Source organism: Nocardia thailandica NBRC 100428 (assembly GCF_000308795.1).
Taxonomy (GTDB): Bacteria; Actinomycetota; Actinomycetes; order Mycobacteriales; family Mycobacteriaceae; genus Nocardia; species Nocardia thailandica.
In genome coordinates this window covers 1-23,196 of sequence record NZ_BAGK01000303.1, presented here as the reverse complement: position 1 = coordinate 23,196, position 23,196 = coordinate 1, and the positions used below count along the sequence as shown (strand labels likewise).

The 23,196-nt window shown below is 73.7% G+C and carries 28 protein-coding genes; 12 read left to right on the top strand and 16 right to left on the bottom strand.

The genetic code is table 11. From position 1 onward, the window contains the following. Positions 1-41 precede the first annotated feature (41 nt). Together ON36_RS29950 and ON36_RS33135 are read left to right on the top strand one after the other, a co-directional pair. A complete protein-coding gene (locus ON36_RS29950; RefSeq protein ID WP_043660790.1) occupies positions 42-239 on the top strand; it encodes a three-helix bundle dimerization domain-containing protein in 198 nt (65 codons plus the stop codon). Between the two features lie 126 nt (positions 240-365). Beyond that, complete coding sequence (locus ON36_RS33135; protein ID WP_052314520.1) at positions 366-794, top strand: hypothetical protein; 429 nt, start codon at positions 366-368, stop codon at positions 792-794. Between the two features lie 15 nt (positions 795-809). On the opposite strand, the gene ON36_RS29940 is transcribed toward ON36_RS33135, so the two are convergent. After that, entirely contained in the window at positions 810-1,496 is a 687-nt protein-coding gene (locus ON36_RS29940; protein WP_043660789.1) for a type 1 glutamine amidotransferase domain-containing protein, read from the bottom strand. A gap of 149 nt (positions 1,497-1,645) precedes the next feature. Between ON36_RS29940 and ON36_RS29935 the strand changes: the two genes are divergently transcribed. Then, the gene (locus ON36_RS29935; RefSeq protein WP_043660786.1) at positions 1,646-2,599 is read left to right on the top strand and encodes an alpha/beta hydrolase; all 954 of its coding nucleotides are present in this window, start codon (positions 1,646-1,648) and stop codon (positions 2,597-2,599) included. 181 nt (positions 2,600-2,780) lie between these two features. Next, positions 2,781-3,395, top strand: a complete 615-nt coding sequence (locus ON36_RS29930) for a TetR/AcrR family transcriptional regulator (protein WP_043660783.1) — start codon at positions 2,781-2,783, stop codon at positions 3,393-3,395. Here ON36_RS29930 and ON36_RS29925 read toward each other — a convergent pair. Continuing rightward, positions 3,376-4,368, bottom strand: coding sequence for an NAD(P)H-quinone oxidoreductase (locus ON36_RS29925; RefSeq protein WP_043660782.1), 993 nt, complete (start codon positions 4,366-4,368; stop codon positions 3,376-3,378). The two genes, ON36_RS29930 and ON36_RS29925, sit on opposite strands and share 20 nt — an antisense overlap. A 206-nt stretch (positions 4,369-4,574) precedes the next feature. Between ON36_RS29925 and ON36_RS29920 the strand changes: the two genes are divergently transcribed. After that, positions 4,575-5,579, top strand: coding sequence for an NAD(P)H-dependent flavin oxidoreductase (locus ON36_RS29920; protein ID WP_043660780.1), 1,005 nt, complete (start codon positions 4,575-4,577; stop codon positions 5,577-5,579). A 125-nt stretch (positions 5,580-5,704) separates the two neighbouring features. Here the strand turns inward: ON36_RS29920 and ON36_RS29915 are convergent, their stop codons facing one another. After that, positions 5,705-6,454, bottom strand: a complete 750-nt coding sequence (locus ON36_RS29915) for an SDR family NAD(P)-dependent oxidoreductase (protein ID WP_043660778.1) — start codon at positions 6,452-6,454, stop codon at positions 5,705-5,707. Next, complete coding sequence (locus ON36_RS29910) at positions 6,451-6,801, bottom strand: darcynin family protein (protein ID WP_052314519.1); 351 nt, start codon at positions 6,799-6,801, stop codon at positions 6,451-6,453. The genes ON36_RS29915 and ON36_RS29910 overlap by 4 nt, the downstream gene beginning before the upstream one ends. A 39-nt stretch (positions 6,802-6,840) precedes the next feature. Between ON36_RS29910 and ON36_RS35585 the strand changes: the two genes are divergently transcribed. After that, positions 6,841-7,389, top strand: coding sequence for a TetR family transcriptional regulator (locus ON36_RS35585; protein WP_043660773.1), 549 nt, complete (start codon positions 6,841-6,843; stop codon positions 7,387-7,389). Between the two features lie 18 nt (positions 7,390-7,407). On the opposite strand, the gene ON36_RS35180 is transcribed toward ON36_RS35585, so the two are convergent. From ON36_RS35180 to ON36_RS29890, 3 genes are all read right to left on the bottom strand, one after another. After that, positions 7,408-7,803: a DUF3052 family protein gene (locus ON36_RS35180; RefSeq protein WP_043660770.1), complete on the bottom strand. Its 396-nt coding sequence runs from the start codon at positions 7,801-7,803 to the stop codon at positions 7,408-7,410. A 50-nt stretch (positions 7,804-7,853) separates the two neighbouring features. Then, positions 7,854-8,156 (bottom strand): hypothetical protein, encoded by a 303-nt coding sequence (locus ON36_RS35175; protein WP_043660767.1) that lies wholly within the window; start codon positions 8,154-8,156, stop codon positions 7,854-7,856. Between the two features lie 505 nt (positions 8,157-8,661). Next, positions 8,662-9,894 carry a lipase family protein gene (locus tag ON36_RS29890; protein ID WP_043660764.1) on the bottom strand — a complete coding sequence of 411 codons (1,233 nt, stop codon included), beginning with the start codon at positions 9,892-9,894 and terminating at the stop codon, positions 8,662-8,664. Between the two features lie 289 nt (positions 9,895-10,183). On the opposite strand from ON36_RS29890, the gene ON36_RS29885 reads away from it, so the two are divergent. The 3 genes from ON36_RS29885 to ON36_RS29875 all read left to right on the top strand — a co-directional run bounded on the left by ON36_RS29885 (position 10,184) and on the right by ON36_RS29875 (position 12,724). Continuing rightward, positions 10,184-11,080, top strand: a complete 897-nt coding sequence (locus tag ON36_RS29885) for an NAD(P)H-binding protein (protein ID WP_043660762.1) — start codon at positions 10,184-10,186, stop codon at positions 11,078-11,080. Continuing rightward, positions 11,077-11,751 carry a CPBP family intramembrane glutamic endopeptidase gene (locus ON36_RS29880; RefSeq protein WP_052314518.1) on the top strand — a complete coding sequence of 225 codons (675 nt, stop codon included), beginning with the start codon at positions 11,077-11,079 and terminating at the stop codon, positions 11,749-11,751. Before ON36_RS29885 ends, ON36_RS29880 begins: the two co-directional genes overlap by 4 nt. Before the next feature lie 127 nt (positions 11,752-11,878). Beyond that, a complete protein-coding gene (locus tag ON36_RS29875) occupies positions 11,879-12,724 on the top strand; it encodes an SGNH/GDSL hydrolase family protein (RefSeq protein ID WP_245558257.1) in 846 nt (281 codons plus the stop codon). Here ON36_RS29875 and ON36_RS33130 read toward each other — a convergent pair. The 4 genes from ON36_RS33130 to ON36_RS29855 all read right to left on the bottom strand — a co-directional run bounded on the left by ON36_RS33130 (position 12,707) and on the right by ON36_RS29855 (position 17,678). Then, complete coding sequence (locus tag ON36_RS33130) at positions 12,707-13,909, bottom strand: helix-turn-helix domain-containing protein (protein WP_052314516.1); 1,203 nt, start codon at positions 13,907-13,909, stop codon at positions 12,707-12,709. The genes ON36_RS29875 and ON36_RS33130 overlap by 18 nt on opposite strands. 76 nt (positions 13,910-13,985) lie before the next feature. Next, positions 13,986-16,256, bottom strand: a complete 2,271-nt coding sequence (locus tag ON36_RS29865) for an ATP-binding protein (RefSeq protein WP_043660756.1) — start codon at positions 16,254-16,256, stop codon at positions 13,986-13,988. Between the two features lie 73 nt (positions 16,257-16,329). Continuing rightward, the gene (locus ON36_RS34350; protein ID WP_052314515.1) at positions 16,330-16,983 is read right to left on the bottom strand and encodes a TetR/AcrR family transcriptional regulator; all 654 of its coding nucleotides are present in this window, start codon (positions 16,981-16,983) and stop codon (positions 16,330-16,332) included. A 14-nt stretch (positions 16,984-16,997) separates the two neighbouring features. Next, entirely contained in the window at positions 16,998-17,678 is a 681-nt protein-coding gene (locus tag ON36_RS29855; protein WP_052314514.1) for a cutinase family protein, read from the bottom strand. A gap of 178 nt (positions 17,679-17,856) precedes the next feature. Between ON36_RS29855 and ON36_RS29850 the strand changes: the two genes are divergently transcribed. Beyond that, the gene (locus ON36_RS29850; RefSeq protein ID WP_052314513.1) at positions 17,857-19,761 is read left to right on the top strand and encodes a sensor histidine kinase; all 1,905 of its coding nucleotides are present in this window, start codon (positions 17,857-17,859) and stop codon (positions 19,759-19,761) included. A gap of 4 nt (positions 19,762-19,765) precedes the next feature. Here ON36_RS29850 and ON36_RS29845 read toward each other — a convergent pair whose 3' ends face one another. Beyond that, the gene (locus ON36_RS29845; RefSeq protein WP_052314512.1) at positions 19,766-20,359 is read right to left on the bottom strand and encodes a TetR/AcrR family transcriptional regulator; all 594 of its coding nucleotides are present in this window, start codon (positions 20,357-20,359) and stop codon (positions 19,766-19,768) included. Between the two features lie 42 nt (positions 20,360-20,401). On the opposite strand from ON36_RS29845, the gene ON36_RS29840 reads away from it, so the two are divergent. Continuing rightward, entirely contained in the window at positions 20,402-20,803 is a 402-nt protein-coding gene (locus tag ON36_RS29840; RefSeq protein ID WP_043660754.1) for a DUF5360 family protein, read from the top strand. A gap of 68 nt (positions 20,804-20,871) precedes the next feature. Then, positions 20,872-21,324 carry a hypothetical protein gene (locus ON36_RS36445; RefSeq protein WP_043660752.1) on the top strand — a complete coding sequence of 151 codons (453 nt, stop codon included), beginning with the start codon at positions 20,872-20,874 and terminating at the stop codon, positions 21,322-21,324. A 23-nt stretch (positions 21,325-21,347) separates the two neighbouring features. Here the strand turns inward: ON36_RS36445 and ON36_RS29830 are convergent, their stop codons facing one another. The 4 genes from ON36_RS29830 to ON36_RS29815 all read right to left on the bottom strand — a co-directional run bounded on the left by ON36_RS29830 (position 21,348) and on the right by ON36_RS29815 (position 22,792). Next, positions 21,348-21,743, bottom strand: coding sequence for a hypothetical protein (locus ON36_RS29830; RefSeq protein WP_043660750.1), 396 nt, complete (start codon positions 21,741-21,743; stop codon positions 21,348-21,350). Positions 21,744-21,874: 131 nt separating this feature from the next. Then, entirely contained in the window at positions 21,875-22,141 is a 267-nt protein-coding gene (locus tag ON36_RS29825; protein WP_043660748.1) for a GlsB/YeaQ/YmgE family stress response membrane protein, read from the bottom strand. Between the two features lie 104 nt (positions 22,142-22,245). Then, on the bottom strand, positions 22,246-22,545 hold the full coding sequence (locus ON36_RS29820; RefSeq protein ID WP_043660745.1) for a hypothetical protein: 300 nt from the start codon (positions 22,543-22,545) through the stop codon (positions 22,246-22,248). Between the two features lie 19 nt (positions 22,546-22,564). Then, positions 22,565-22,792, bottom strand: coding sequence for a DUF6480 family protein (locus tag ON36_RS29815; protein WP_043660743.1), 228 nt, complete (start codon positions 22,790-22,792; stop codon positions 22,565-22,567). Between the last annotated feature and the right edge of the window lie 404 nt (positions 22,793-23,196).

Here is a 23,196-nt window from a genome sequence, read left to right as displayed (position 1 = left end):
TCGGCATTGACGGCTCGGCAAACCGATGGCAACCATGACCTATGCCGACCGACGAGGACAAACACATCGCCGAGGTCATCACCCGGCTCGGACAGCGCTATCCCGGCATCGATGCCACCGTCATCGACGCGATCGTGCACGACGCGTGGGAGCACTTCGACAGCGCCCCGGTGCGCGAGTTCGTCCCGCTGCTGGTCGAGCGCAACGCCGTGCGGGCGATCGCGGCCACCGCGACCTGACGCGAGCGCCCACCCCGCCGCGCCGGACCGCTGTAACACCGGCGCGGTGAGCGGCGATCGCCTGAACACACCCTCGTGCCGCGGCGCTGTCGCACGGCACACGCACGTGATCGGCGGCAGAACCTGATGAACACCGCGACACCGCCCGGCACCACCGCGCGAGCCACCCGCGCTCCCCGCAGCAGGCGCCTGTGGACGCGCGCCCTCGCCGGGCCGCACCGCCGTTCCGCTCCCCCGGAGCGCAGGACCGCGCTCGGTTTCCTGCGCACCGACATCGCCGGGGTCGGCCAGGTCCGGGACGAATCCGCGTTGCGCAACGCGGCGGCCGGCCAGGGATACGACCTGCGCGAGACCGTCGCCTTCGACGCGACCACCGTCGATCCGGTGGCGCGGCTGACCGCCCTCGCCGCCGAGCTCGGGATCGACGCGGTGTTCGGACCGTCGTTCGCCCACTTCGGCGACACCGTCCCGGCCCGCCTCATCCGCGTCGCGACCGTGGTCATCGTCGACCCGCTCGTCATCTACCCCCGCTTCGATCCGCAGGTCGTCGACTGAGCCGAGGCGGGCGGGTCAGCCCAGCGCGGCGGCGACCTTCTTCGCCGTCTCCTTGGCCGAGCCGGGGTTCTGGCCGGTGACGAGGTTGCCGTCAACGACGGCGTAGGAGACGAACGGCAGCTTGGCCTTCTCGTAGAGCGCGCCGCGCGACTTCATCTCGGCCTCGGCGTTGTAGGGCACCAGCTTGTCGACGCGGGCCAGCACCTCCTCCTGCCAGGCGAAGCCGGTGAGCCTGCGTCCGGCCACGAGGTAGGAGCCGTCCGAGAGCCGGGTGTTGAGCAGGCCGCAGTAGCCGTGGCAGACCGAGGACACGATGCCACCGCGCTCGAAGATCTCGCGGGTGATCCGCTGCAGCCCCGCGCTGTCGGGGAAGTCGTACATGACCGCGTGCCCGCCGGTGAAGTAGATCGCGTCGTAGTCGGCGGCGTCGATCGAGTCGGGGTCGGCGGTCTTCTCGAGCAGTGCCATCCGGGCCGGGTCGGCGCGCCAGGCCTTCGCGGTCTTGTCGTAGCTGGGGAATTTCAGCGACCGGGGCTCCAGCGGGACGACCCCACCGGCCGGGCTGACCAGGGTCTGCTCGAATCCGTGGTCCTCGAACACCTGCCAGGCGTGTGTCAATTCCGACAACCACAGGCCTGTCGCGTGCGACGGGTCGTCGTAATGCCCGACATTGGTCACGACATTCAGAATGCGTCTGGTCATGTGCTCATCCTCCGGGGATTTCGTCGTAGCACTGCCGTCCAAGTGTTGCCACCGCTTACATCATCGGACTAGCGTAGCCGACGGCATCGATCCGATGCGCATCCACCAGGCCACCGCCCTCAGCTCTGCCCTACCCGAAGGAGCGCGAGATGACCGACATCGAACCGGTACTCGAACCCGAGGCCGCCGAGTTCTGCAAGGCCACCGACACCCCTCCCTTCCTCTACCAGCTGCCACCCGAGGAGGGCCGCAAGACGGTCGACGAGGTGCAGTCCGGGCCCGTCGACCTGCCCGCGATCGACGAGGAGTGGATCACCGTGGACACCGGACCGACCGGACCCGTGCGGGTCCGCATCGTCAAACCCGCGGGCACGAGCGGGCCGCTACCGGTCCTGTTCTACATCCACGGCGCGGGTTGGGTCTTCGGCAACGCCCACACCCATGACCGCCTCGTCCGGGAACTCGCGGTCGGCGCGGGCGCCGCCGCGGTGTTCCCGGAGTACAGCCTCTCTCCGGAGGCCAAGTACCCGACCGCGATCGAGCAGAATTACGCGGTCGCCCAATGGGTCGTCGCCCACGGCGCCGACAAAGGACTCGACGCCTCGCGTTTCGCCGTCGTCGGCGATTCGGTGGGCGGGAACATGTCCGCGGTGTTCGCACTGATGGCCAAGGAGCGCGGCGATGTCCGCGTGGCCCGGCAGGTGTTGCTGTATCCGGTCACGAACGCCGATTTCGACACCGCGTCCTATCACCAGTTCGCCGAGCACTATTTCCTCGCCCGCGAGGGCATGAAATGGTTCTGGGACCAGTACACCGAGAACGAGGCGCAGCGCGCGGAGATCTACGCCTCGCCGTTGCGTGCCTCCCTCGATCAGCTACGGGACCTGCCGCCGGCGCTCGTGATCACCGGCGAGGCCGACGTGCTGCGCGACGAGGGAGAGGCGTACGCGGCCAAACTGCGCGCGGCGGGCGTACCGGTCACGCAGGTGCGCTTCGGCGGCATCATCCACGACTTCATGATGCTCAACGCCCTGCGCCCGACGCACGCCGCCACGGCCGCGATCGCGCTGGCGCAGGCCACGTTGCGCGACGCGCTGCACTGAGCCGCGCAACACCCGATGCCCCGGGCGCGGCGGGCCGCCGGCTCGCCGCGCTCGCGGCGCGACCTGACCGCACGGCCGAGCGCGCCCGTCGGCCACGGACGGACGACAGGGCTGAAGGGCGTGCGGTGGCTGACATGAATCCGATATGTGAGCAGTGCCCACACTTTGTTAGATTGACACCATGGCGACCTCGAACACCCGGTACCATCACGGCGATCTCCCCGCCGCACTGGTCCGCGCGGCTGTCGACCTCCTCGAGGAGAACGGCGCCGCCGAGCTGTCGCTCCGTGCCGCCGCCCGCCGCGCCGGTGTTTCCACCGCCGCGCCCTACCGGCACTTCGCCGACCGCGACGCGCTGCTGTCCGCGGTGGCGGCCGTCGGCTACCGCGATCTCGCGGCCGACCTGGCCGCCGCCTGCCCGGCGCCCCGCACCCCCGAGGATTTCACCGCGATCGCGGTGGCCTACGTCGAATTCGCGCTGAACCGCCCGGGACTCTTCCGGGCGATGTTCGCCGAACCCTGCGATCCCAGCAGCCCCGAACGCCTCGCCGCGACCACCGCCCTCCACGACTACGTGCGCGCGATCGTGCGCGAGGCGTTCCCGGCCGCCGACGAGGAGGCCCTGGCGACCGCCCTCTGGTCGATGGTGCACGGCCTGGCCTTCCTCTACCTGCACGGCAAGTTCGACGCCGACGACCGGACCGCGCTGCGGGCCCGCGTCGGCGCGACGGTGCGCTCGGTGCTCGGCCTGATCGATCGGCCCGTGGACCGGCCGCTCAGGGCTCCCGGACCGTGAGCAGCACCTTGCCGACGGTCTCGCCGGAGTCGAGCAGCGGATGGGCGAGGGCGACCTCGGCGATCGGCACACGCGCGGAGACGACCGGTGCCACGGCGCCCGCCGCGATCAACGGCCACAGCTCGCGGCGCAGTGCGGCGATGATCTCGGCCTTGGAACCGCGGCCCTCGCGCGGGCGGCGGCGCAGGTTGGTGACGTGGATCGAGCCCCGCTTGCCCAGCAGCACACCGAGATCCACCTCGGCGACCGCGCCGTCCTGGAGTCCGATGATCGCCAGGTCGCCGTCCTCGGCGAGGGTGTCGACGTTGCGCGCGAGGTAGCCCGCGCCCATGATGTCGAGGATGACGTCGGCGCCGCCGTGCCGCTCGGTGACCACCGAGACGAAGTCCTCGTCGCGGTAGTTGATCAGCGTGTCGGCGCCGAGTTCGGCGCACCGGTCCAGTTTCGCGCCCGACCCGGCGGTGACCGCGACGGTGGCGCCGAGCGCGCGGCCGACCTGGATGGCGTGGGTGCCGATGCCGCTGCCGCCGCCGTGGACCAGCAACGTCTGCCCGTCGCGCAGCCCGGCGGTCATGACCACGTTCGACCACACCGTCGCCGCGGCCTCGGGCAGGGCCGCGGCCTCGACGAGGCCGACACCTTCGGGCACCGGTAGGACCTGGGTGGCGGGCACGTTCACCCGCTCGGCGTAGCCGCCGCCGGACAGCAGCGCGCACACCGGCTCGCCGACCCGCCACTCCCCCGCCCCCGGCCCGACCGCGGCCACGATCCCGGACACCTCCAGCCCCAGCACGTCGCTGGCACCCGGCGGCGGCGGATAGGCGCCCCAGCGCTGCATCACGTCGGCCCGGTTGACCCCGGCGGCGACCACCTCGATCGCCACCTCCCCGGGGCCGGGCGCGGGCAGGTCGTCGACCTCGGCCCACCGCATGACCTCCGGGCCGCCGTAGCCGTCGAGCGTCACCGCGAACATCGTGATTTCCTTCCGTCGACCAATGTGGACACTGTTTACATTACCGTGCGACCCGTCCCCGTCAACCGCCGAACCCCGTGCGATCCCCCCGGTGATCGCCACCACACCGCTATGCAACTGGTTGCATAGCGGTGTGGGCGGGCAATACCGTGAGGGAACCGGCGCCGCTCGGCGGCGGCCGGCCCGTCCCACCTCCGGAGGTTTCCATGGCCCTGCCCGAATGGCTGTCCAGCCGCCTGTCCCTGCCGGTGGTCGCGTCGCCGATGTTCATCGCGTCCGGCCCCGAACTGGTCATCGCGCAGTGCCAGGCAGGCATCGTCGGCTCCTTCCCGGCGTTGAACGCCCGGCCGTCGTCGCTGCTCGGCGACTGGCTCGACCGCATAGCGGCCGAGAACGCCGAGTACGCGGCCGCCCATCCGGCGGCGACCGTGGCCCCGTTCGCCGTCAACCAGATCGTGCACCGGTCCAACGACCGGCTCGAGCACGATATGGGCGTCATCGTCGACCACCGCGTGCCGATCGTCATCAGCTCGCTGGGCGCCCGCGAGGAGATCAACGACGCCGTGCACTCCTACGGCGGCATCGTGTTCCACGACGTCATCGACAACCGCTTCGCGCGCAAGGCCATCGAGAAGGGCGCGGACGGGCTCATCGCCGTGGCCGCCGGGGCGGGCGGCCACGCGGGAACCCAGTCACCGTTCGCGCTCGTCCAGGAGATCCGGACCTGGTTCGACGGCCCACTGCTGCTCTCGGGATCCATCGCGCACGGCCGGTCGATCCTGGCCGCCCAGGCCGCCGGCGCCGACCTCGCCTACATCGGCTCGGCCTTCCTCTCGACCACCGAGGCCAACGTCGTCCCCGACTACCGCCGCATGATCGTCGACTCCGGCGCCGCCGACATCGTCTACAGCAACCTGTTCACCGGCGTGCACGGAAACTACCTGCGCGGCAGCATCATCGCCGCGGGCCTCGACCCCGACAACCTGCCGGTCTCCGACCCGTCGGCGATGAACTTCGGTTCCGGCGGCAACACCGAGGCCAAGGCATGGAAGGACGTCTGGGGCGCGGGCCAGGGCATCGGCGCGGTCACCGCCGAGCAGTCCACGGCCGAACTCGTGGCGGCGCTCAGCGCCCAGTACGACCGGGCCTACGCGGACCTGAACGCCGCGGTGGGTCGCCTGCCCCATCGCGCCACGACCCCGGCGCGGTAGCAGCGATCCACCGCCAGTCCCGGCCGCCGCGAAAACCGCTGCGGCCGGGGGCCTTCCGGGAATCCCCCCCGCCGCCGGCAGGGCGCACCGGGAGTCGCTGTCCCGGCGGCCCGGCACGCCGCGGATCAGTCGGCGACCAGGCGCGCGGCCAGGGCGGGCGAGAGCCTGTGGAGGGCCAGCAGCGCGCGAGCCTTCCCCACCCGGATGGCGTGGGCGCGATCGTCGCGCAGTCCGTCCAGGATCGCGGCCGCGGCGGCGTCGGGAGCGATCTTGCCGCGCCCGCGACCGGCGGTCATGGCCGTGTCGACCAGCGGCAGCATGACGTCGACGACGCGGACCGTCGGCGCGTCCACGGCCAGCTGGTACCGCAGCGCCGTGCTCGCGGCGACGAGGCCCGCCTTGCTCGCGCAATAGACCGGCGCGGAGCGCTTGGGCACGACCGCCAGCGCCGAGGTCACGTTGACGACCGTCGCGTGCGGCGCCGCGGCCAGCGCGGGCAGCAGCCGGGCGGTCAGCCGCAGCGGCCCGCCCAGATTCGTCGCCAGCTCCCGGGCGAGGTCCTCGACGAGGCGGTCGCCGTCCGCGGCCGCCCACCGGCGATCCAACTGCACCGCGGCGTTGTTGACCAGCAGGTCCAGACCCGGTGTCGCGAGGGCCCATTCGGCGAGACGATCCACGTCACCGGGGTCGGCGAGGTCCGCGCGCAGGACGCGCACGCCCGGCAGCCGGTCGGCGGCGGCGCGGAGCCGGTCCTCGTCGCGGCCACAGATCAGCACCCGGCGGCCCGCGGCGGTCAGCCGGCGCGCCAGCGCGAGGCCGACACCGCTACCGCCGCCGGTGACCAGCGCGGCGCCAGGCGTGCTCGGCGCGCTCATCCGGCGGCCCGGTGCCCGTCTTCCACCGACAGGATCAGGTCGTCGAGCCGGAAGTAGGGGACGGTGAACAGCGCGGAGTCCCGCAGCGCCTCGATCACCAGGTAGTACTCGGCCAGATCGGTGGTGGTGAACACCGCGACGTCGCTGCACCGGGCGCTGAAGGCCTCCGCGTCGAAGAAACGCATCGTGGTCCGGGTCCGCCCGTCGAGCGCGGCGCCCAACGCCGCGTCGGCGACGCGACGCCGTTCGGCCCTGGTCAGCGACAGCCATTCCGGTAGGGCGGTGAGCAGCATGAACGCGGTGTACTCGGTCGGCGGCGCCAGCGATGAAGCATTTGTTACAGCCATGGCGACGACCCTAGATGTAACAAGTGTTACGGTCAAGGGGTGACCGATCGACGCGACGAGATCCTGGACGCCACCCTCGCCGACTTCGCCCGCCACGGCCTGGTCGACTTCACCCTGCGCGGCCTGGCGGGCCGGATCGGCACGAGCGCCCGGATGCTGGTGCACTACTTCGGCACGCGCGAACAGCTCCTGGCCGCGGCCTTCGCCGAACACCGCCGCCGCATGCGCGACCAGCTCGCCGCGGTCCCCGATCGCGCGCCGGCCGAGACCGCCGCCGCGGCGTGGTCGGGCATGACCGCACCGGAGCAGCAGGGTCACTTCACGGTCATGTTCCACCTGCTGGCGGCCGGGCTGACCCCCGACGCGCCCGAGCGGCCGACCGCGGGCGAGGCGGTGCTGGCCTGGGTCGACTACGCGACCGACCTGCTCGTGGCCGCGGGCAGACCGCCCGGCCCGGCGCGGGTCGACGCCACGGTGCTCGCGTCGGGACTGAAGGGAATCCTGTTGGACCGCTTGGTCACCGGCGACGTCACGCGGTGCGACGCGGCCGCGTACCGGCTCATCGGCGCCGTCGTCTCGGCGCCCTAGCTCCGCGCGATCGGCGGCTCACCCGAGGTGCAGCCGGGCACCGATCCACGGGCCGCGGCGCAGGACGTCGAGTTCGGCGAAGAGCTCGGCGCGTCGGGCGGCGGCGAGCAGATGCGGCTCCCCGACGAAGCCCGCGACCGGCGCGGCGGGGGTGAAGAGCCAGATCAGTTCCCGCGTCACCGCCGCCACGCGTTCCAGGAGCGCGCCCAGGTCGGCGCCGACGTCACCACGGAACCACAGGACCGTGACGTCGGCCCGGCCGCGATAGGTCTCCCCGACCGGCGGCCGCCCGGCGACGGCGGTGAACTCGGCGCCGATCGCCTCGTCGACGCTCGCGCCGACGGCGAGGTGACGGATCAGCTGGCCGCGCCGCACGCGCAGCCACGCCGACAGCGGTTCTCTCGCGGTACCCACACCTGCGTGTTCCCCGCCGCAGGTGAACCGAACACCCGGCCCTGCCTCGATCACGACGTGGGCGGGCGCCGCCGGGCAAACATCCGGCCATCGCGGACGCCGAACTCCACGGAGGCGGGCAGCGGCGGCGCCTGCCCGGCCTCGCGCCGCGCGTAGTGCTCGGCCAGCGTCCTGGTCACCCACTCGTGCAACGGATCGGGCAGACGGTACCGGTCCCCGTCGGCCGCCACGGCGTAGGCGTAGGTGGTCTCGCCGGGCAGCGGCAGGGGGTTGTGGATCCCGACCTCGGCGATGTCGAGGACAAGGCCGTCGTCGAGGCCGGTGAGGATCGGCGGGCTCGGATCGATGTCCATGACCGAAGCATAGGTCAGCAAATATTCAGACAACATCCGAACGGGGGCGCCGGCCACTTTGCGATCTCGTGACGACACTCCGGCGATCTCGCGGACACGCGGGCGCCGCGCGCCGATCGGGCGAGTGGGCCCAGCGCGCGGCGGGCACGTGGCCGGGGCCGCCGGTCTCCCTGCCCGCGTCGTGACGCAGCCGCTCACCTACGGGTGCCGCTCGGGATGCGCGCGCCGGCGCGCGAGCTGTTCGGCGAGCTCGTCCCCGTCGCGGTGCGCAACGGATGTGCGTCCGGACCTCGGCGTGACCCAGCGCCCGAAACGGTGCGGCCGCATGGTTTTCCGGGCCGGCCGCGCTCAGGACCGACGGCCTCGCCGAGCAGCTCGGCGCCGCCGGTACCGGCCACACCGGCTCGGGCCACGGTTCGTCGCGCGGGCACGGGCTCGAAGCGATCCAGGTCTGCGATCGGTGACACCACCGCACCACCGGCGCGGGGCGGCGTTCGGGTCGCGCTCAGCAGTTGGTGGGGGCCGGTTCCCCGCGCATGCGGGCGTCGAGCCAGCTCACCGCGCCGGGCAGGCCGATGAGGGCGGCGGTGAGGTGGTCGGGGCTGATCACCGCTTCGCTGCGCACCCGCGCACCCGCCTCGCACCAGCGCCGCATGGTCCGGGTGATCGCGTCCACCGGGATGAGAACGTCGGTGCCCGAATGCCATTCGAAGATCGGAGTGGCCGGGACGCCCGGGAACAGCTCGAGGCTGTTCTCCTCCACGACCGCGCGGGCCTCCGGGCTGTCGATCATCCGCGTCGTGGAGGCGACATCCATGATGCCCTTGCCCGCACCCTCGGTCAGGATGTTGTTGGTGCACGAGTCGGCCACCGCGGCACGCAGCGCGAGCCCGCGCGCGTTGAGCTGATCGCCGATCGGGAACCGGTCGCGGTACTCGCGCTCGAGGCCGATCCCGGCGGCCATGGCCAGGCCGAACGCCGGATGGCCGCCGAAGCCGAGACCCTCCAGCATCGCGATCAGGTTCATCGGCACCCCGCCCATGGCCGCCCCCGCGATCGCCAGCTCGGGCGCGTAGTCCGGGGCGAGGGCCGCCGCCCACGCGGTCGCCATCCCGCCGCCGGAGTAGCCGGCCATGCCGATGGGGCTGTCGGCCAGGTCGAAGTCGGCGACCGAGCGGACCGCGCGCAGGCTGTCGAGGGTGACCTGGCCGCCCAGCCTGGCCGCGCCGTAGGCGAAGGTGGGGCCGAGATGGTCGGGCAGCACCATGGTCCAGCCCTGGCGCAGCAGCACGTTCCAGGTGGGCGCCTCCCGGATCTGGAGATCGGGGTCGCTGGTGTAGAGCACGTGGGAAACCGAGCATTTGGCGCCGAGCGCGTTGATGATGTGCTGATAGGACAACAGCGGGCCGCCCCGTCGGTGCTGCGCCGGTTGCAGCACGGTGGTGGTCGCCGCGATGGGTCCGCCGGTGGAGTCGGTGGAACGGAACCGGACCACGGTGACGGTGGTGTCCGGGAACATCGGCAGGTCCGGCATGCGCCGCAGGCCGAGGACCTGGCCCGGCGAGGCGGCGCCCAGGTCGGCGGGCTGGGCGTAGAACGGGTCCGGATCGGGCGCGGGGTAGAGCGGCTCGGCGACCACCGGCCCGCTCGCGGCGGCGGCGAGGAGCAGCCCGGCCCCGACGGCCGTACCGGCGCGGCGGGCCAGCGCGACCACTCGGCGTACGTACGTGTTCGTCATGCGGGCAGGTCCTTCCCCCGGGATGGTTGCGGCAATCCTCTCGGCCGGCGGGAGCGTCCACAAGGTGTCGGCCCGAGTTCGGTTCGTGCTCACAGAGGTTCACGCGAATGCTTGTCTCGGCCGACGAAACCCCGTGGTGGCGGCCGATCCCGGCGGTCGACGCGCACGGACGGCGCCGCCCGGGACATGCGCCACCCGCCGGCGCGTCGCCGGTAGCCTGGCGGATGCCCCACCCCGTCGGCGCCGCCAGGCCCGGCCGTTCCACCGCCCCGCGTGGAGAGGATGTGCTGTGGACGTACTCGTAGCCGGGTCGACCGGATTCATCGGGCGACGGCTGTGCCCGCGCCTGGAGGAGGAAGGGCACACCGTGCGGGCCATGACCCGTCACCCGGACACCTATGCCGGCGCGGGCACGCCCGTCGGCGCCGACGTCACCGACGCCGCCGCCCTGGCCGAGGCGCTGCGCGGCTGCGACACCGCTTACTACCTCGTGCACTCGCTGGCCGAGGAGGACTTCGAACGCCGCGATGCGCTGGCGGCCCGCACCTTCGGCCGCGCCGCCGCCGACGCGGGGGTCCGCCGCATCATCTACCTGGGCGGGCTCGGCGACGACGCCGACCGGCTCTCGCCGCATCTGCGCAGCCGCCGGGAGGTCGAGACCCTGCTCGGCGAGGCCGGCGTGCCGACGACCACCCTGCGGGCCGGGATCATCGTGGGGCACGGCGGCATCTCCTGGGAGATCACCCGGCAGCTGGTCGAGCATCTGCCCGCGATGATCACGCCGCGCTGGGTCCGCACCCGCACCCAGCCGATCGCGGTCGACGACGTGATCCGCTATCTGGCCGGCGTGCTCACCGAGCCGCGCACCACCGGCAACACCTACGAGATCGGCGGCCCGGACGTACTCGCCTACCTCGACATGCTGCGTCGGGTGGCCCGCATCCAGGGACGGCCGATGCCGATCCTGCCCGTGCCGCTGCTGTCGCCGCGGCTCTCCTCGCGATGGCTGGCGCTGGTCACCGACGTCGACGTCCGCACCGGCCGGTCGCTGGTGGATTCGATGGTCAACGAGGTCGTCGTGCACGACGACGCCATCCGCGACATCCTGCCGTTCGAGACGATCGGCTACGACGAGGCGGTCCTGCGCGCGCTCGGCGAACGCGTCGGATCGCGGCCCGGGGCATGAGCGCGCGCGCGTGGCTGCGCCGGGTGCGGCCGGGACCGGGTGAACGCCGGCCCGGGCAGGTCGCAGCGGTCGGCCTGGCCGGCACCGCGCTGCTGGGCGCCTCGCTGGCGGCGCCACCCGCCAGCGGCCGGTTCTACGGGCTCACCTTCGCCACCGCCGCCACGTTGACCGCGGGCGGCCTGGTCACCACGCCGGCGGCGACGGGCCCCGCCGATCGTCGCGTCCTCGTCCCGGCGGCGACCGGGGTCGCGGCGTTCGGCGTGTTCTACGGGTGCGCGCTCGTCGCGCGCCGGATCCCCCTGCTGCGCGACGCGATCGCGTCGGTCATGCGCTACGCCGATCAGGGCCGGACGCCCGCGGTCCTGCTGACCACCCTGGCCAACGGAGCCGCCGAGGAGGTGTACTTCCGTGGCGCGGTCTTCCACGCGGCCGCGCGCGGGCCGGTCGCCGTCTCGACGGTCGCCTACATCCTCAACACGACCGCCACACGCAACCCGGCGCTGGTGCTGGCCGCGGCGGTGATGGGCACACTGTTCGGCGTGCAGCGTCAGCGCACCGGCGGGATCCTCGCCTCCCAGGTCACCCACCTGGTCTGGTCCACGCTGATGCTGCACTTCATCCCACCCCTGTTCCTGGACGACCGGTCCGACGGCGGCGCGCGGTCGTTGTGAACCGGCCCGGCGCACCGTCGACACCGCTTGTGATCGACCCCGGACACGGCCCCGAACGCGCGGCACCGACGCCCCGGGCCGGGCAGCATCGCGGGCGTCGATGTCCGATCCACGGAACGGGATGGTGATGGGAAGCAGCAGCAGAGGCCTCCGGGCGGCGGGGCTGGCGCTCGGCCTGCTCGGCGCCACGATGGCGGGCCCGCCCGCGGGCGCGGCCGTGCCCGGCGCGGAATACGTGGCGCTCGGCGACTCCGGCGCGGCGACGACGGGAGTGGTCGCCCTGGACACGGGCGCGCCGTTGCAGTGCGCGCGGTCGACCGTCAACACCCCCGCGCTCGTCGCCCGCGAGCTCGGCCTCCGCCTCGACGACCGCACCTGCAGTTCGGCCCGGCTGAAGGACCTCACCACCTCCCAGGGCCCGGGCATCGCCCCCCAGTTCGACGCGCTCGGCCCGGCGACCCGCCTGGTGACGGTGCACATCGGCGCCAACGACGCCGAGTTCACCCGCCACATCGTCGCCTGCCATGTCGCCGACGCCTCCGGCGGCGCGTGCGCCGAACCCGCCTGGGACGCCGAGATCGACACCGTCGCGGCGTCGTACGGGGCGGCGCTGCGGCGGATCTCGGCGCTGGCGCCGGACGCGGCCGTGTTCGTCGACGGCTGGCCGGTCTACACCGAGGGCGAGACCTGTGCCGCCATGACCGGCCTGCGCCGCGGCGGCGCGGCCAGGATCCAGGCGGCGTTCGATCGCCTCAACACCGTGGTCGCTGCCCAGGCCGCCCTGCACGGCGCCACCTACGTCGACACCCAGGGCGCGGCGCGCGGACACGGGATGTGCGCCCCGGCGGGCTCGCGGTGGTTCGAGCCCGTGATCGCCGACCGGACGCTGGTCCCCTACCACCCGACCGTGGAGGGCATGCGCGGTGTCGCCGAGGTGACGGTCGCCGCGATCCGGTCATCGGGAGTCCTCTGACCGGGCCGGTCGCCCGGCACAGCACACCGGGTCGCCCGCCGTCGCTCGACCGGCCGCCACCAGCGCGGCACGCAGGTACCAGGCGTCGCGGCTGTCGGTGAGGTCGTAGCCGGTCAGCGCGGAGATGCGCCGCAGCCGGTAGTCGACGGAGTTGATGTGCAACTGGAGCACCCGCGCGGTGCGGCGCCTGCTCATCTCGCCGGTCAGGTGGCAGCGCAGGGTGCCGAGCAGCTCGGGGTGGTCCGCCAGGGGCGCCAGGACGGCGGCGAGCCTGTCGCGGGCGGGCCCGGGACGGCAGATCTGATAGTCGAGCAGGTGGTCCTCGAACCGGTGCGTTCCGCCGCTCACCCCCTGCTCCCGCAGGATCGCCAGCAGCTCGTGCCCGCGGCACGCGGTCTCGGCGACCGCGGCGACGGGCGCGGCGGCGATCACGCACGCGATCGGCGCCCCCGCCGCGTCGGCCAGCCGCCGTCCGACGCGCTCGGGCAGGTCGCCGTCGTCCTCGGAGCGCGACAGGAGCACGGTGCCGCCCCCGGCGGCCAGCACCGCGAAGGCCGGGGCCTCGTCCACCGCGGCCAGCTCCGCCTCCATCCGTGCGAGCCTCCGCCGCTCGCACACGCGGCGGTCGAGACCGGTCCCGGTCTCGGCGCCGGGCGGGCCCACCGCGAGCACCCAGTATCGCGCCGCCGGAACGCCGCCGCACAGCGCCGCGATCCGCGCGGGGGGCGTGCCGGCGAGCAGGTGCCGCGCGACCGCCGCGCGGGCCGCGGCGGCGCCGGTGTCCGAACCCGCCGAAGGGGAACAGTTCTCGGCGATGACGGCCGACACCTCGCCGATCAGCGCGGCGACCGCGCCCGGGTCGACGCCGCGCAGGTCGGCTGCCGCGCGCAGGCCGCGCCCGGCGAGCCGGATCAGGGCCCCGACGTCGAGCCCCTCACGTGCCCAGGCGGCGGCCTGCGCGCCGAAACCGGCCGCGCCGCCGCCGGTGTCGTCGTCGCGCGGACCGTCGATCAGCGTGACGCACGCGAGCGCGATCGCCTCCAGCAGCGACCGGTCCGGCCGCCCGGCCCGGACCCGCGCGCCCTCGTCCGCGAGGCGCCCGGCCACGAGGCGTGCGAGCCGCGCGGGGCCGGGCCCGATCCGCGCGGGCCGGTCCGCGAGGGCGACACCGTTCCTGTCCGACATCGGCACTCCTGTCCGCCTCGTTCCCTCCGGATGGAACGAGCGTGCCCGGTCGCCGGGTCACCGGGCATCGGCAGAACTACGTATTCGCCGCGTGTGCCGCGCTCCTGGCGAGGACCCAGGCCGCCAGCTGGGTGCGATTGGCGAGGTCGAGCTTGGTCAGGATGTTGCGGACGTGGGTGTCGGCGGTGCGGGTCGCGATCACCAGTTCCGCGGCGATCTCACGGTTGGTCCGCCCGTCCGCGACCAGTGTCGCGACCTCGAACTCCCGTCCGGTCAGCGGCGCGTGCCCGACCGGCGCCGTCGGCGATTCGCCGGCGAGCGCGAACGCGACCGCCTCGGCCTGCGGCAGCGCGCGACCGGCCCGGTGCGCCCGGTCGAACGCGTCCGCGCCGAGCGCGGCGACGGTGGCCTCGCGGTAGAGCGAGTGCGGGCGGACCAGCACGACCGCCGGGTCCGCGCCGAGGGTCTCCCACGCGGCGGCGGCGATCCCGAACAGGGTCGCGGCCCGGTGGAAGCGGCGCTGCGCCGCGGCGACCCAGGCCAGCGATTCGACGTGGTAGGCGTCGCCGAACCGGCTGTCCCACCGGCGGGTGAAGCCGAGGGCCTCGCGGGCGGTGACCGCCCCCGCGGCGGGTTCGCCGCGCATGGTCTCGATGAGGGTGATCGAGAACAGCAGCGTGGACCGGTGGTAGATCTCGCCGCGGGCGGCGCAGTGCGCGACCGCGGCGCGCAGTTCGGCCAGCCGGCGGACGGGATCGTCGGCCGCGGTGGCCAGCGCCCAGGTGTTCCAGGCGGCGAGCACCTCGCGCTCGTGCCCGTGCTCGAGCAGGACCGCGATCGCGGATTCGGCTAGGTGGGCAGCCCGGCGGTTGTCCAGGTCGATCTTGGCGGCCATGGCGCGGACCGCACCGATCCGCGCGGCGACGACCCGATCGCCGCCGGGGTCCGCGGCCTCGGCCGCCGCGAGATCTCGCTCGGCGCCCGCGCGGTCGGTCAGCCACAGCGAGTGCAGGGCCGCGATCGCGTGGCCGAGCGCGGTGCGCGGTCCGGGCGGCGCGGCGGCGAGGCCGCGGCGCAACCAGGCGCGTGCCTCGTGATTGGCGGCGGTCATCGTCCAGAATTCGTCCACGCGGGTGACCATCTCGACGGCCACGCCGGGTTCCCCCGTGCCCAGCGACCATTCCAGCGCGCGCCGCAGGTCGGGCAACGCCGTCCGCAGCCGCCCGACCAGTTCGTCCTGCCGTGGCCCGGCGAAGTCGCGATCGGCGTCGAGGACCAGCCGCCGGAACCAGTCGCGGTGCCGCCGCGCCACCGCCTCGGTCAGGGCGTGCGCGTCGAGTTCCTCCCGGCCGAGTTCCCGCAGGGAGCTCGGCAGCCGGAACTGCGCGATGTCCTGGCCGCGACGTTCCAGGATCGACTTGTCGACCAGCGCGTCCATGACGACATCGGTCGCGGCGCCGAGACCCGCGTCCGCGCACAGGTGCTCGGCGGCCTCGAGTTCGAACCAGTCCTGGAAGATCGACAGCCGTGCCCACGCGCGCCGTTCGTCCTCGGTGCAGAGCCGGTAGCTCCACTCCACGGTGGCGCGCACCGTGCGGTGCCGGTCCGGCACGCCGTGCGACCACGCGCCGGGCAATCCGAGGCTCCCGCGCCAGCGGTCCAGGATCTGCCGGGGCGTGAGCGCCCGCAGCCGGGCCGCGGCCAGCTCGATCGCCAGCGGCACCCCGTCGAGCAGGCGGCACAGCTCGGCGATCTCGGCGGCGTTGCCCGCGGTGATCCGGAAGTCGGCGCGGACCGCGCGGCCCCGGTCGATCAACAACGCGGCGGCCGGGTGGGCCGCGACCGCGGCGGGCTCGTCGACGCCCGGGTCGGGCGCGGCCAGCGGCGGGACCCGGTAGACCCGCTCCCCGGCGACCCGAAGGGACTGCCTGCTGGTGGCGAGGACGCGCACGTCACCACAGCGGTCGAGCACGCGCGCGGCGAACTCCGCGCCGCCCGCGGTCAGATGCTCGCAGTTGTCGAGGACCAGCAGCAGGGCACGCCGGGACAGGTGGTCGAGCACCCGGCCCTCGGCGGTCTCGGCGGGGCCGATCCGCAGCCCGAGCGCCGCCGCCACCGCCGGAGCGACCTCGCGGTCGTGCCGCAGTCCGGCCAGCTCGACGAAGAGCACCTCGCCGCGGCCCGCCAGGCGTACGGCAACCTTGCGGGCCAGCCGGGTCTTGCCGAGTCCGCCGGTGCCGGTGATCGAGACCAGGCGGTGCCCGCCGACCAGCCGCGCCACGGCATCGATATCCGCTTCGCGGCCGAGGTAGCTCGTGGCCACCGGGTCCAGGTCGCTGTGCACCATCCCGTCATTCCGCGTCGCCGAGGTCCTGCCGATGCGGTGATGCTACCGGCCCGCGCGTCCCGCCAGGCGGGGTTCAGGACCCCGGTGGACGCACCGGCGGCGGCCCCGCGGCGGCCTCGGCGGCCAGCCAGACGCCCATCATGCGGGCGGTCATCGCCAGCGTGCGGGCCCGGGTATCCGGGTCGGTCCCGGGTTCGGCCGTGCGGATGACGGCGGCGAAGCCGGTGGTGGTCAGGATCGTGGTGGCGGCGTCGAGGAACCGGTGGTCGAGCGGGCCGAGGCTGCGGACGAGGACGAGCCGGACGGGTACCTGGATCCTGGCCTCGAACGCGGCGAGCCCGCTGTCCTCGAACGCGACGTGGTCGGCCAGGGCGCGCACCACCGGCGCGTGCGTGACGAGCAGGTCGGCGAAGGTGTCGAGCAGCGCGGCGGCGATCCGGGTGCAGGTGTCGGCCGAGCGGTCGCCCCGGACGGTCAATCCCGTGGCCCTGGCCGTGAATTCGTGCTCCGCGCGGGCGAGCAGGCGGGTGCGGATCTCGTCGGCGAGGGCGGTGTGGTCGGCGAAGTGCCTGCGCACGGTGCCGGGCCCGACCCCGGCGTGCGCGGCGATGCGGGCCACGGAGGTGCCCTCGATGCCGTGTTCCCCGAAGAGCGCGGCGGCCGAGGCGACGATCCGGTCCCGCGTCGTGGCACCCGGATGCTCGTGCCCGGCCGCCCGCTCCGTCACCGTCTCCCCCGCGCCTAGCGCAGGCGTGCCGCGACGAAGGCGGCCGCGTCGTCGGCGTGCCGCTTGTACTGCAGGTGCACGTTCCAGTCGGTGCCGTCGGGGTCGCAGACGGGGTCGTTGTCGTTGCAGACGTCGAAGGTGCGCTCGGCGTAGTCGCCGGTGACCGAGCGGCCCAGTTCGCGAATGGGGTTGCCGAACAGCAGGATCGCCGCGATCCGTGGGGCCAGCGCGGCGGGCAGGGTGGCCACGATCGGTCCGCCGACCTTGGCGCCCTCGCTGCTGACGCCCAGGGCGTTGTCGACGACGTTGGCGCCCTGGGAGTAGCCGACCAGAACGAACTTCTGGTCCGGGCAGGCCGCCGCGCGCGCCACGACGTGGTCGACCAGGTCGCGGTTGCCCTGCTGGACCGAGGCGGGCTGTTCCAGGCTCGCCGGGTACTCGACGCGGTAGGCGTCGGTCGACCTCCGCAGCGCGTCGTCGACGGCGGCGTAGACGGGATTGCCGACCACGGTGCCCAGGTGGTATCTGCTGAACGTGCCGCCCGGCTCGTTGGTCCCGCGGGCCGCGACCACGTGCACGTCCGCGCACGACGGGGCGGCCGTCGCGGGTGCGGCGGTGAGCGCGGGTGCGGCGGCGGCGAGCACGAGTGCGGTGGTGAGGAGTCCGGCACGGACGGGCAGGGTGTTCACGATCATCGGGAACCTTTCGGACGAAGCGTCGATGCCGGGAGGCTAGGCCGGTCCGCCGCGGTTCCCGGGCCGGGCGCTCGACAGTTTGGACTGATTCACACCGATGCGCGGCCGAGCGCACGGAGTGGCACAATTCCGCGCCGACGTGGCATCGGCGCTGGTCGGGCGGCTCTAGATTCGCCGGATGTTCTCGGTGTGGCGCCGCGTGCGCGTGCGGCTGGCGGTGGTCGCCCTCGTGCCCGGCCTGACGTTGTCGGTCCTCGGTGTGACGGTCTCGGCGGGGCTCGTCGGCGACGGTGTGCAGATCCGCGAGTGGAGCGAGGATCTCGCGCGGATCCGGCCCGCCGCCTCGGAACTGCTCGCGGCCGTCGCGGCCGAGCGGCTGCTGTCGGTCCAGAAGCTCGCCAGGGGGACCGCGGTGTCGCCCGACCTCGGCGCCGCACGGGACCGGGTGGACGCCGGTTTCGCGCGGCTGCTGCGAGCCGACCGGCTGCGGCACCGCCCGGCACCGGCGATCGCGGAGTTCTGGACGGCGTTCGCGCCGAAGCTCGCCCACGCGCGCCAGGGCATCGACACCGGCAGGCTCTCGGCCGCGCACGCCGCCGCCGTCTTCGACGCGCCGATGGCGCTGTTCGACGCGGGATTCCGCGAGGCGCAACGCCGGGCCCCCGATCCGCTGCTCGCCGCGCGCGTGGCCGAGTCGCGGCGGCTGATCGACGCGGCGGTGGCGCTGACGAAGGCGGCCACCGTCGGTGTCGGGCTGAGCGAGTCCGGCGGCGCGGCGTTCACGGCCGACGATCTCGTCCACCAGGTCGGGCACTACCGGACCGCGCTGACCGGCCTCGCCGCCGAGCTGAGCGGGCCCGCGCGGGACCGCCTCGCCGCACTGCTGGCCGGATCCGCCTGGCGTGCCCTTGCCGAGCGGGAGGACGCGCTGCTCGGCGAGGCGGTCACCGGGTCCGTCGCCGGGGGCCGGGACTGGCGGCCGGTATTCGGCGAGGTGCTGACCGGGCTCCTGAACGTCTATGCCGCCCAACACGACAGCGTGCAGGACGACGCCGACCGCGCGGCCGACCGCGAGATCCGCACCGGGCTCCTGGCCGCCACGATCGTGCTGGCGCTGGCGTCGGGGTCGACCGGCCTCGCCCTGTCGATCGGCGCCCGGCTCGGCAGGCGGGTGCGCAGGTTGCGTGACCGCACGCTGGACGTCGCCGAGGTCGGGCTGCCCGCGGTCCTGCGCGCCGCCGAGGACGGCGACCCGGCCACCGTGGTGCCGCGCGCGCAGGCGCCGCTGGATCTCGGGCGCGACGAGATCGGTGAGGTGGCGGTGGCTTTCGAGCACGCGGCGGCGGCCGTGGTCGAGGCGGTGGTCGCCCAGGTCGACCTGCGCCGGGGGACGCGGGCGGTGTTCGCCGACCTCGCCGGGCGCAGCCAGGCGCTGGCGCACCGCCAGCTCGCGGTGCTCGACGAGGCCGAGCGGCACCAGCAGGATCCCGAGCTGCTCGACCTGTTCTTCCGGCTCGACCACCTGGCGACCCGGGGGCGCCGCAACGCCGAGAATCTGCTCGTCCTGGCCGGTGTCCGTCCCGGCCGGGCGTGGCGCGGACCGGTGGCGCTGGTCGACGTGGTGCGCGGCGCCGTCGCCGAGAGCACCGAGTTCGCGCGGGTGCGGCTCGCGCGGGTCGCCGAGGTCGCGGTCTCGGGGGCGGCGGTGACCGACCTGGCGCACCTGCTGGCCGAACTGATCGACAACGCCGCCGCGTTCTCCCCGGCGGGCACGCGGATCGAGGTGGGCGGCACGACGGCCGACGGCGGCGCGGTCGTGTCGGTCGGCGACCAGGGCATCGGCATGGACGTCGACCAGCTGCGGGCCTGGAACGAGTTGCTCTCGACCGCCCCGGCTTTCGACCTCGATGCCCTCGTGCGCGACAGCAGGTTCGGGTTGTTCGTGGTGGCGCGCCTCGCCGCCGAGCACGGCCTGACGGTCCGGTTGGGCGACTCCGACTACGGCGGCGTGTGCGCCGAGGTCCGGATTCCCGCCACGCTGCTCGCGGACGCCGCGATCCGGGCGCCGGACGTGGCGCGGTGAGCGTTCAGACGGCGGGCGCGCCGTCGAGGGCGGCGAGGACGGGCTCGGCGTGCCTGCGCAGGAGCCTGCGCTGGTACGCCGGGGTGAACCGGTCCGGATCGTAGACGGCCTGCAGGCCGATGCCGTCGATGACGATCATCAGCGATTCGGCGGCCTCGGCCAGGGCGGGGCCGGCTCGGTGCCCGGCGGCGACCAGCACGACCTCGAGCGCCTCGCGCCAGCCCTGGTAGCGGGCCCGCTGCTCGGCGGCGAGTTCGGGATCGTGGGCGGCCCCGTCCCAGAACGCGATCCACACCCGCCATTCGACGCCGCGCGCCTCGTCCATCGGCAGGCACTGACACAGCAGCTCGAACACCCCGGCGCCCTCGGCGGCCAGCGCGGTGATCCGTCGGGCGACCGCCGAGGAGGCGGTGCCGAGCGCGTACCGCAGCACCGCGCGCTTGTCGGCGAAGTAGTGGGTGAGCATGCCGGTGGTGCACCCGGCGGCCGCGGCGATGTCGCGCAGGCTGGTGTCGGCGAGCCCCCGCGCGGCGATGACCTGGCACGCGGCAGCCCCGATCGCCCGGCGGCGCTGCTCGTGATCGACGACTTTCGGCATTGACACCGGACTTTACATGACGGATATTACGTAACCGTGGTTATGAAACAGTGCGGGTCCGCACCCCCGCTCGGCGTCGCGAAGACGACGATGCTGATCACCGACCTCGGCTTCCTCGGCTACTGGATCGCCACCGCACTCGGCGCGATCAGCGTGGGCACCGATCCGCTGCTGCGGCAATGGAACTGGTCCTTCCTCGGCCTCGACCTGGCCGCCATCGGGCTCGGCCTCGCCGGACTGGCCCTCGGCCCGCGCTCCCGGACCGCGCCGCAGCTGCTGGTCGTGTCCCTCGCGCTCACCGCCGCCGCTGGACTGATGGCGCTGAACTTCTACGTCGTACGCGGCGACTACGAGCCGATGTGGTGGATTCCGAACCTCTGGCTGCTCCTCTTCCCCCTCGTGGCGCTCCCCGCCCTGCTGCGGCCCCCGCCGCCGCGCCCGTGATTGCGACCTCCCCCGGCGGGTAGGCACTCCCACGCCCCCGTAGCCGATCGGTGAGGAGAAACCGACCCATGAACACCCGCACCCGCACCGCGCTCGGCGCGTTCGCCGTCTTCGCCGCGCTCGCGACCGCGTCCTGCACCAGCGACGCCGACAACGACGACGGCGTGACCACCTCCGCGCCGGTCCCCCACACCTCCCACGCCACCACCTCCGCCCCCGCCTCGACGAGCGCGGGCGGCGCGGCGGCCGTCTCCCCCGAAGCGTCCCGGCAGCTGTGCGACATGATCGGCGCCGAGCTGGACAACTGGCGCTCCCAGGGCACCACCGTGGCCAAGGTCAGCTTCAACGGCACCGTGCACAACTGGGCCGCCCGCAACGACGGGCTCAACGACGACATCATCTCCGACAACGGCATCGTCGACACCGTCACCACCGCGACCTGCCCGGACGTGCGCACCCAGGCCCTCGAGGTCCTCGGCACCGACACCCTGGCCTCGGCGCTGGTCGGCTTCGACCGCTGACGCGGCCCGGACCGCCGCGCCGGTCAGTCCGGCGGCTCGGGCGTCTGCTCCGGCAGCGCGCCGCCGGCGCCGTCGGCGGAGATGCCGAGGCGCTCCTCGTAGTCGCGCTGGGTCCCGCCCGCCTCCTCGTCCGCTTCGGCGTCCCGCGGGGCGGGCGCGGACCCGGCGCCGACATCGGGCTCCTCCTCCGCGAGCCGCTCGCCCAGGCCGCGGGGGTGGGACTGCTCCCAGGCGGTCATTCCGTATTTCGTGGCGCCCGACCACTGTTCGGGCGGATCCATGGCGGGCCCGAGGGGATCGCGACGCAACCGGTCCTCGTCGAGATCCTCACCGCTGTTGAGGGCGGCCGGGTCGGTCTCCACCGCGTCGGGCGCGCCGGTGTCCTGCGGCGGGTCGTAGCTCGGTCGGGGTTCGGTCATGATCGGCTCCTTTCGGGGCAATCGTTCGCGGAGGGGCCGCCGGATCGCACTACCCGGCACGGCCCCGGACAAACCGCACGCCCGCCGGGAGATCCCGGCGGGCGTGCGGAGTCACCGGCGCGGCCGCGGCGTCAAGCGCGACGGCCCGTGACGAGGCCGACGAGGAACAGCAGCACGACCGCGCCGCCCAGGCAGGTGAAGAAGCTGAACCACAGCCCGCCGCCTTCCACGTCGACGCCGAAGAGCTTCAGCAGGAAACCGCCGAGCAGGCCGCCGATGATGCCGACGACGATGTTGAGCAGGATGCCCTGCTGGGCATCGGTTTTCATGATCTTGCTGGCGATCCATCCCGCCAGTCCACCGAGGATGATCCACCCGAGGATTCCGAGTCCGAGCATCACGCGAGTCCTTTCACTCGTGACCCGCCACGGTGGTGGCGGGGCGCGTCCGCCAGCGGGCATACCCGGGTCGGCGAGCGCGAAACGATGGATTTCCGCGGCGGTCAGTGACCCTGCGGATCGCTCAGGTCGAGTCCCTCGCGGGCCTTCACCCGCCAGTGCTCCCCGAGCACGATGGCGACGCCCGCGATCAGGCAGACCCCGCACAGCACACCGGCGATCACGGCCCAGCCCGCGAAGCCGTAGCCTGCCGCGGTCAGCGTCAGCGCCAGCAGGATCAGGCCGAGCCCGACCAGGATCAGCCCGGGCCAGTTGCGGACGTCCTCGATGGACTCGCCCGCGTGCGAGCGGGTCGTGCGCGCCTCGTCGGGGAACTGGTGCTCGTACCGTTCGGGTTCGGTCATCGTGTGTCCTTTCGACAGGTCAGAGCATCGCCGCGATCAGGGCGACGGCGGCGACGCCGAACAGCAGCACCACCAGCACCGCCACCACGACGGCGCCGATGCCGGTGAGCGGGAACCGATGGCGTGTACTCGGCTCCGGTGCGGACAGACCCGAGGTCTGTGGCGCCTCCGGCGGTGTGTGCCCGGGATGGACACCGCCGCCGGGTTCGAGATCCGGGGTGTTGACAGGATCGGGGTCCGTCGTCATGTCGGGCCTCCCTTCTCCGGTTCACCTTCGGCGGTACCCGGGATCGGAGGGCCCAATCAGCGCGCGCGACGCGGCACGAATGGTCGCTGAATGATTGCTGACGTCGGTCCCGGTACCGGTTGCGTCGCGGCGGACGGGGCCGGGACCGGACTCGGATACAGTACTTTCGCGGTAGTCATGGTCCATGACCTGGTCCGACCGGAAGGGTTCGGCGATGCGCACCAGCACGGGGAAGTCAGGTTCGCTGGAGGGAAACCCGCGCGGCGTCCGGGTACGCAGCGGGCGCCCGCTCGCCGATCCCGGTGCTGCTCACCGGGGCGATGGTGCTCACGGCGGCCGGGCTCGGCCTCGCCGGTCCGGTCGGCGCCGCGTTCCTGATCAGCCGGCACGGCGCGGCGCGCGGC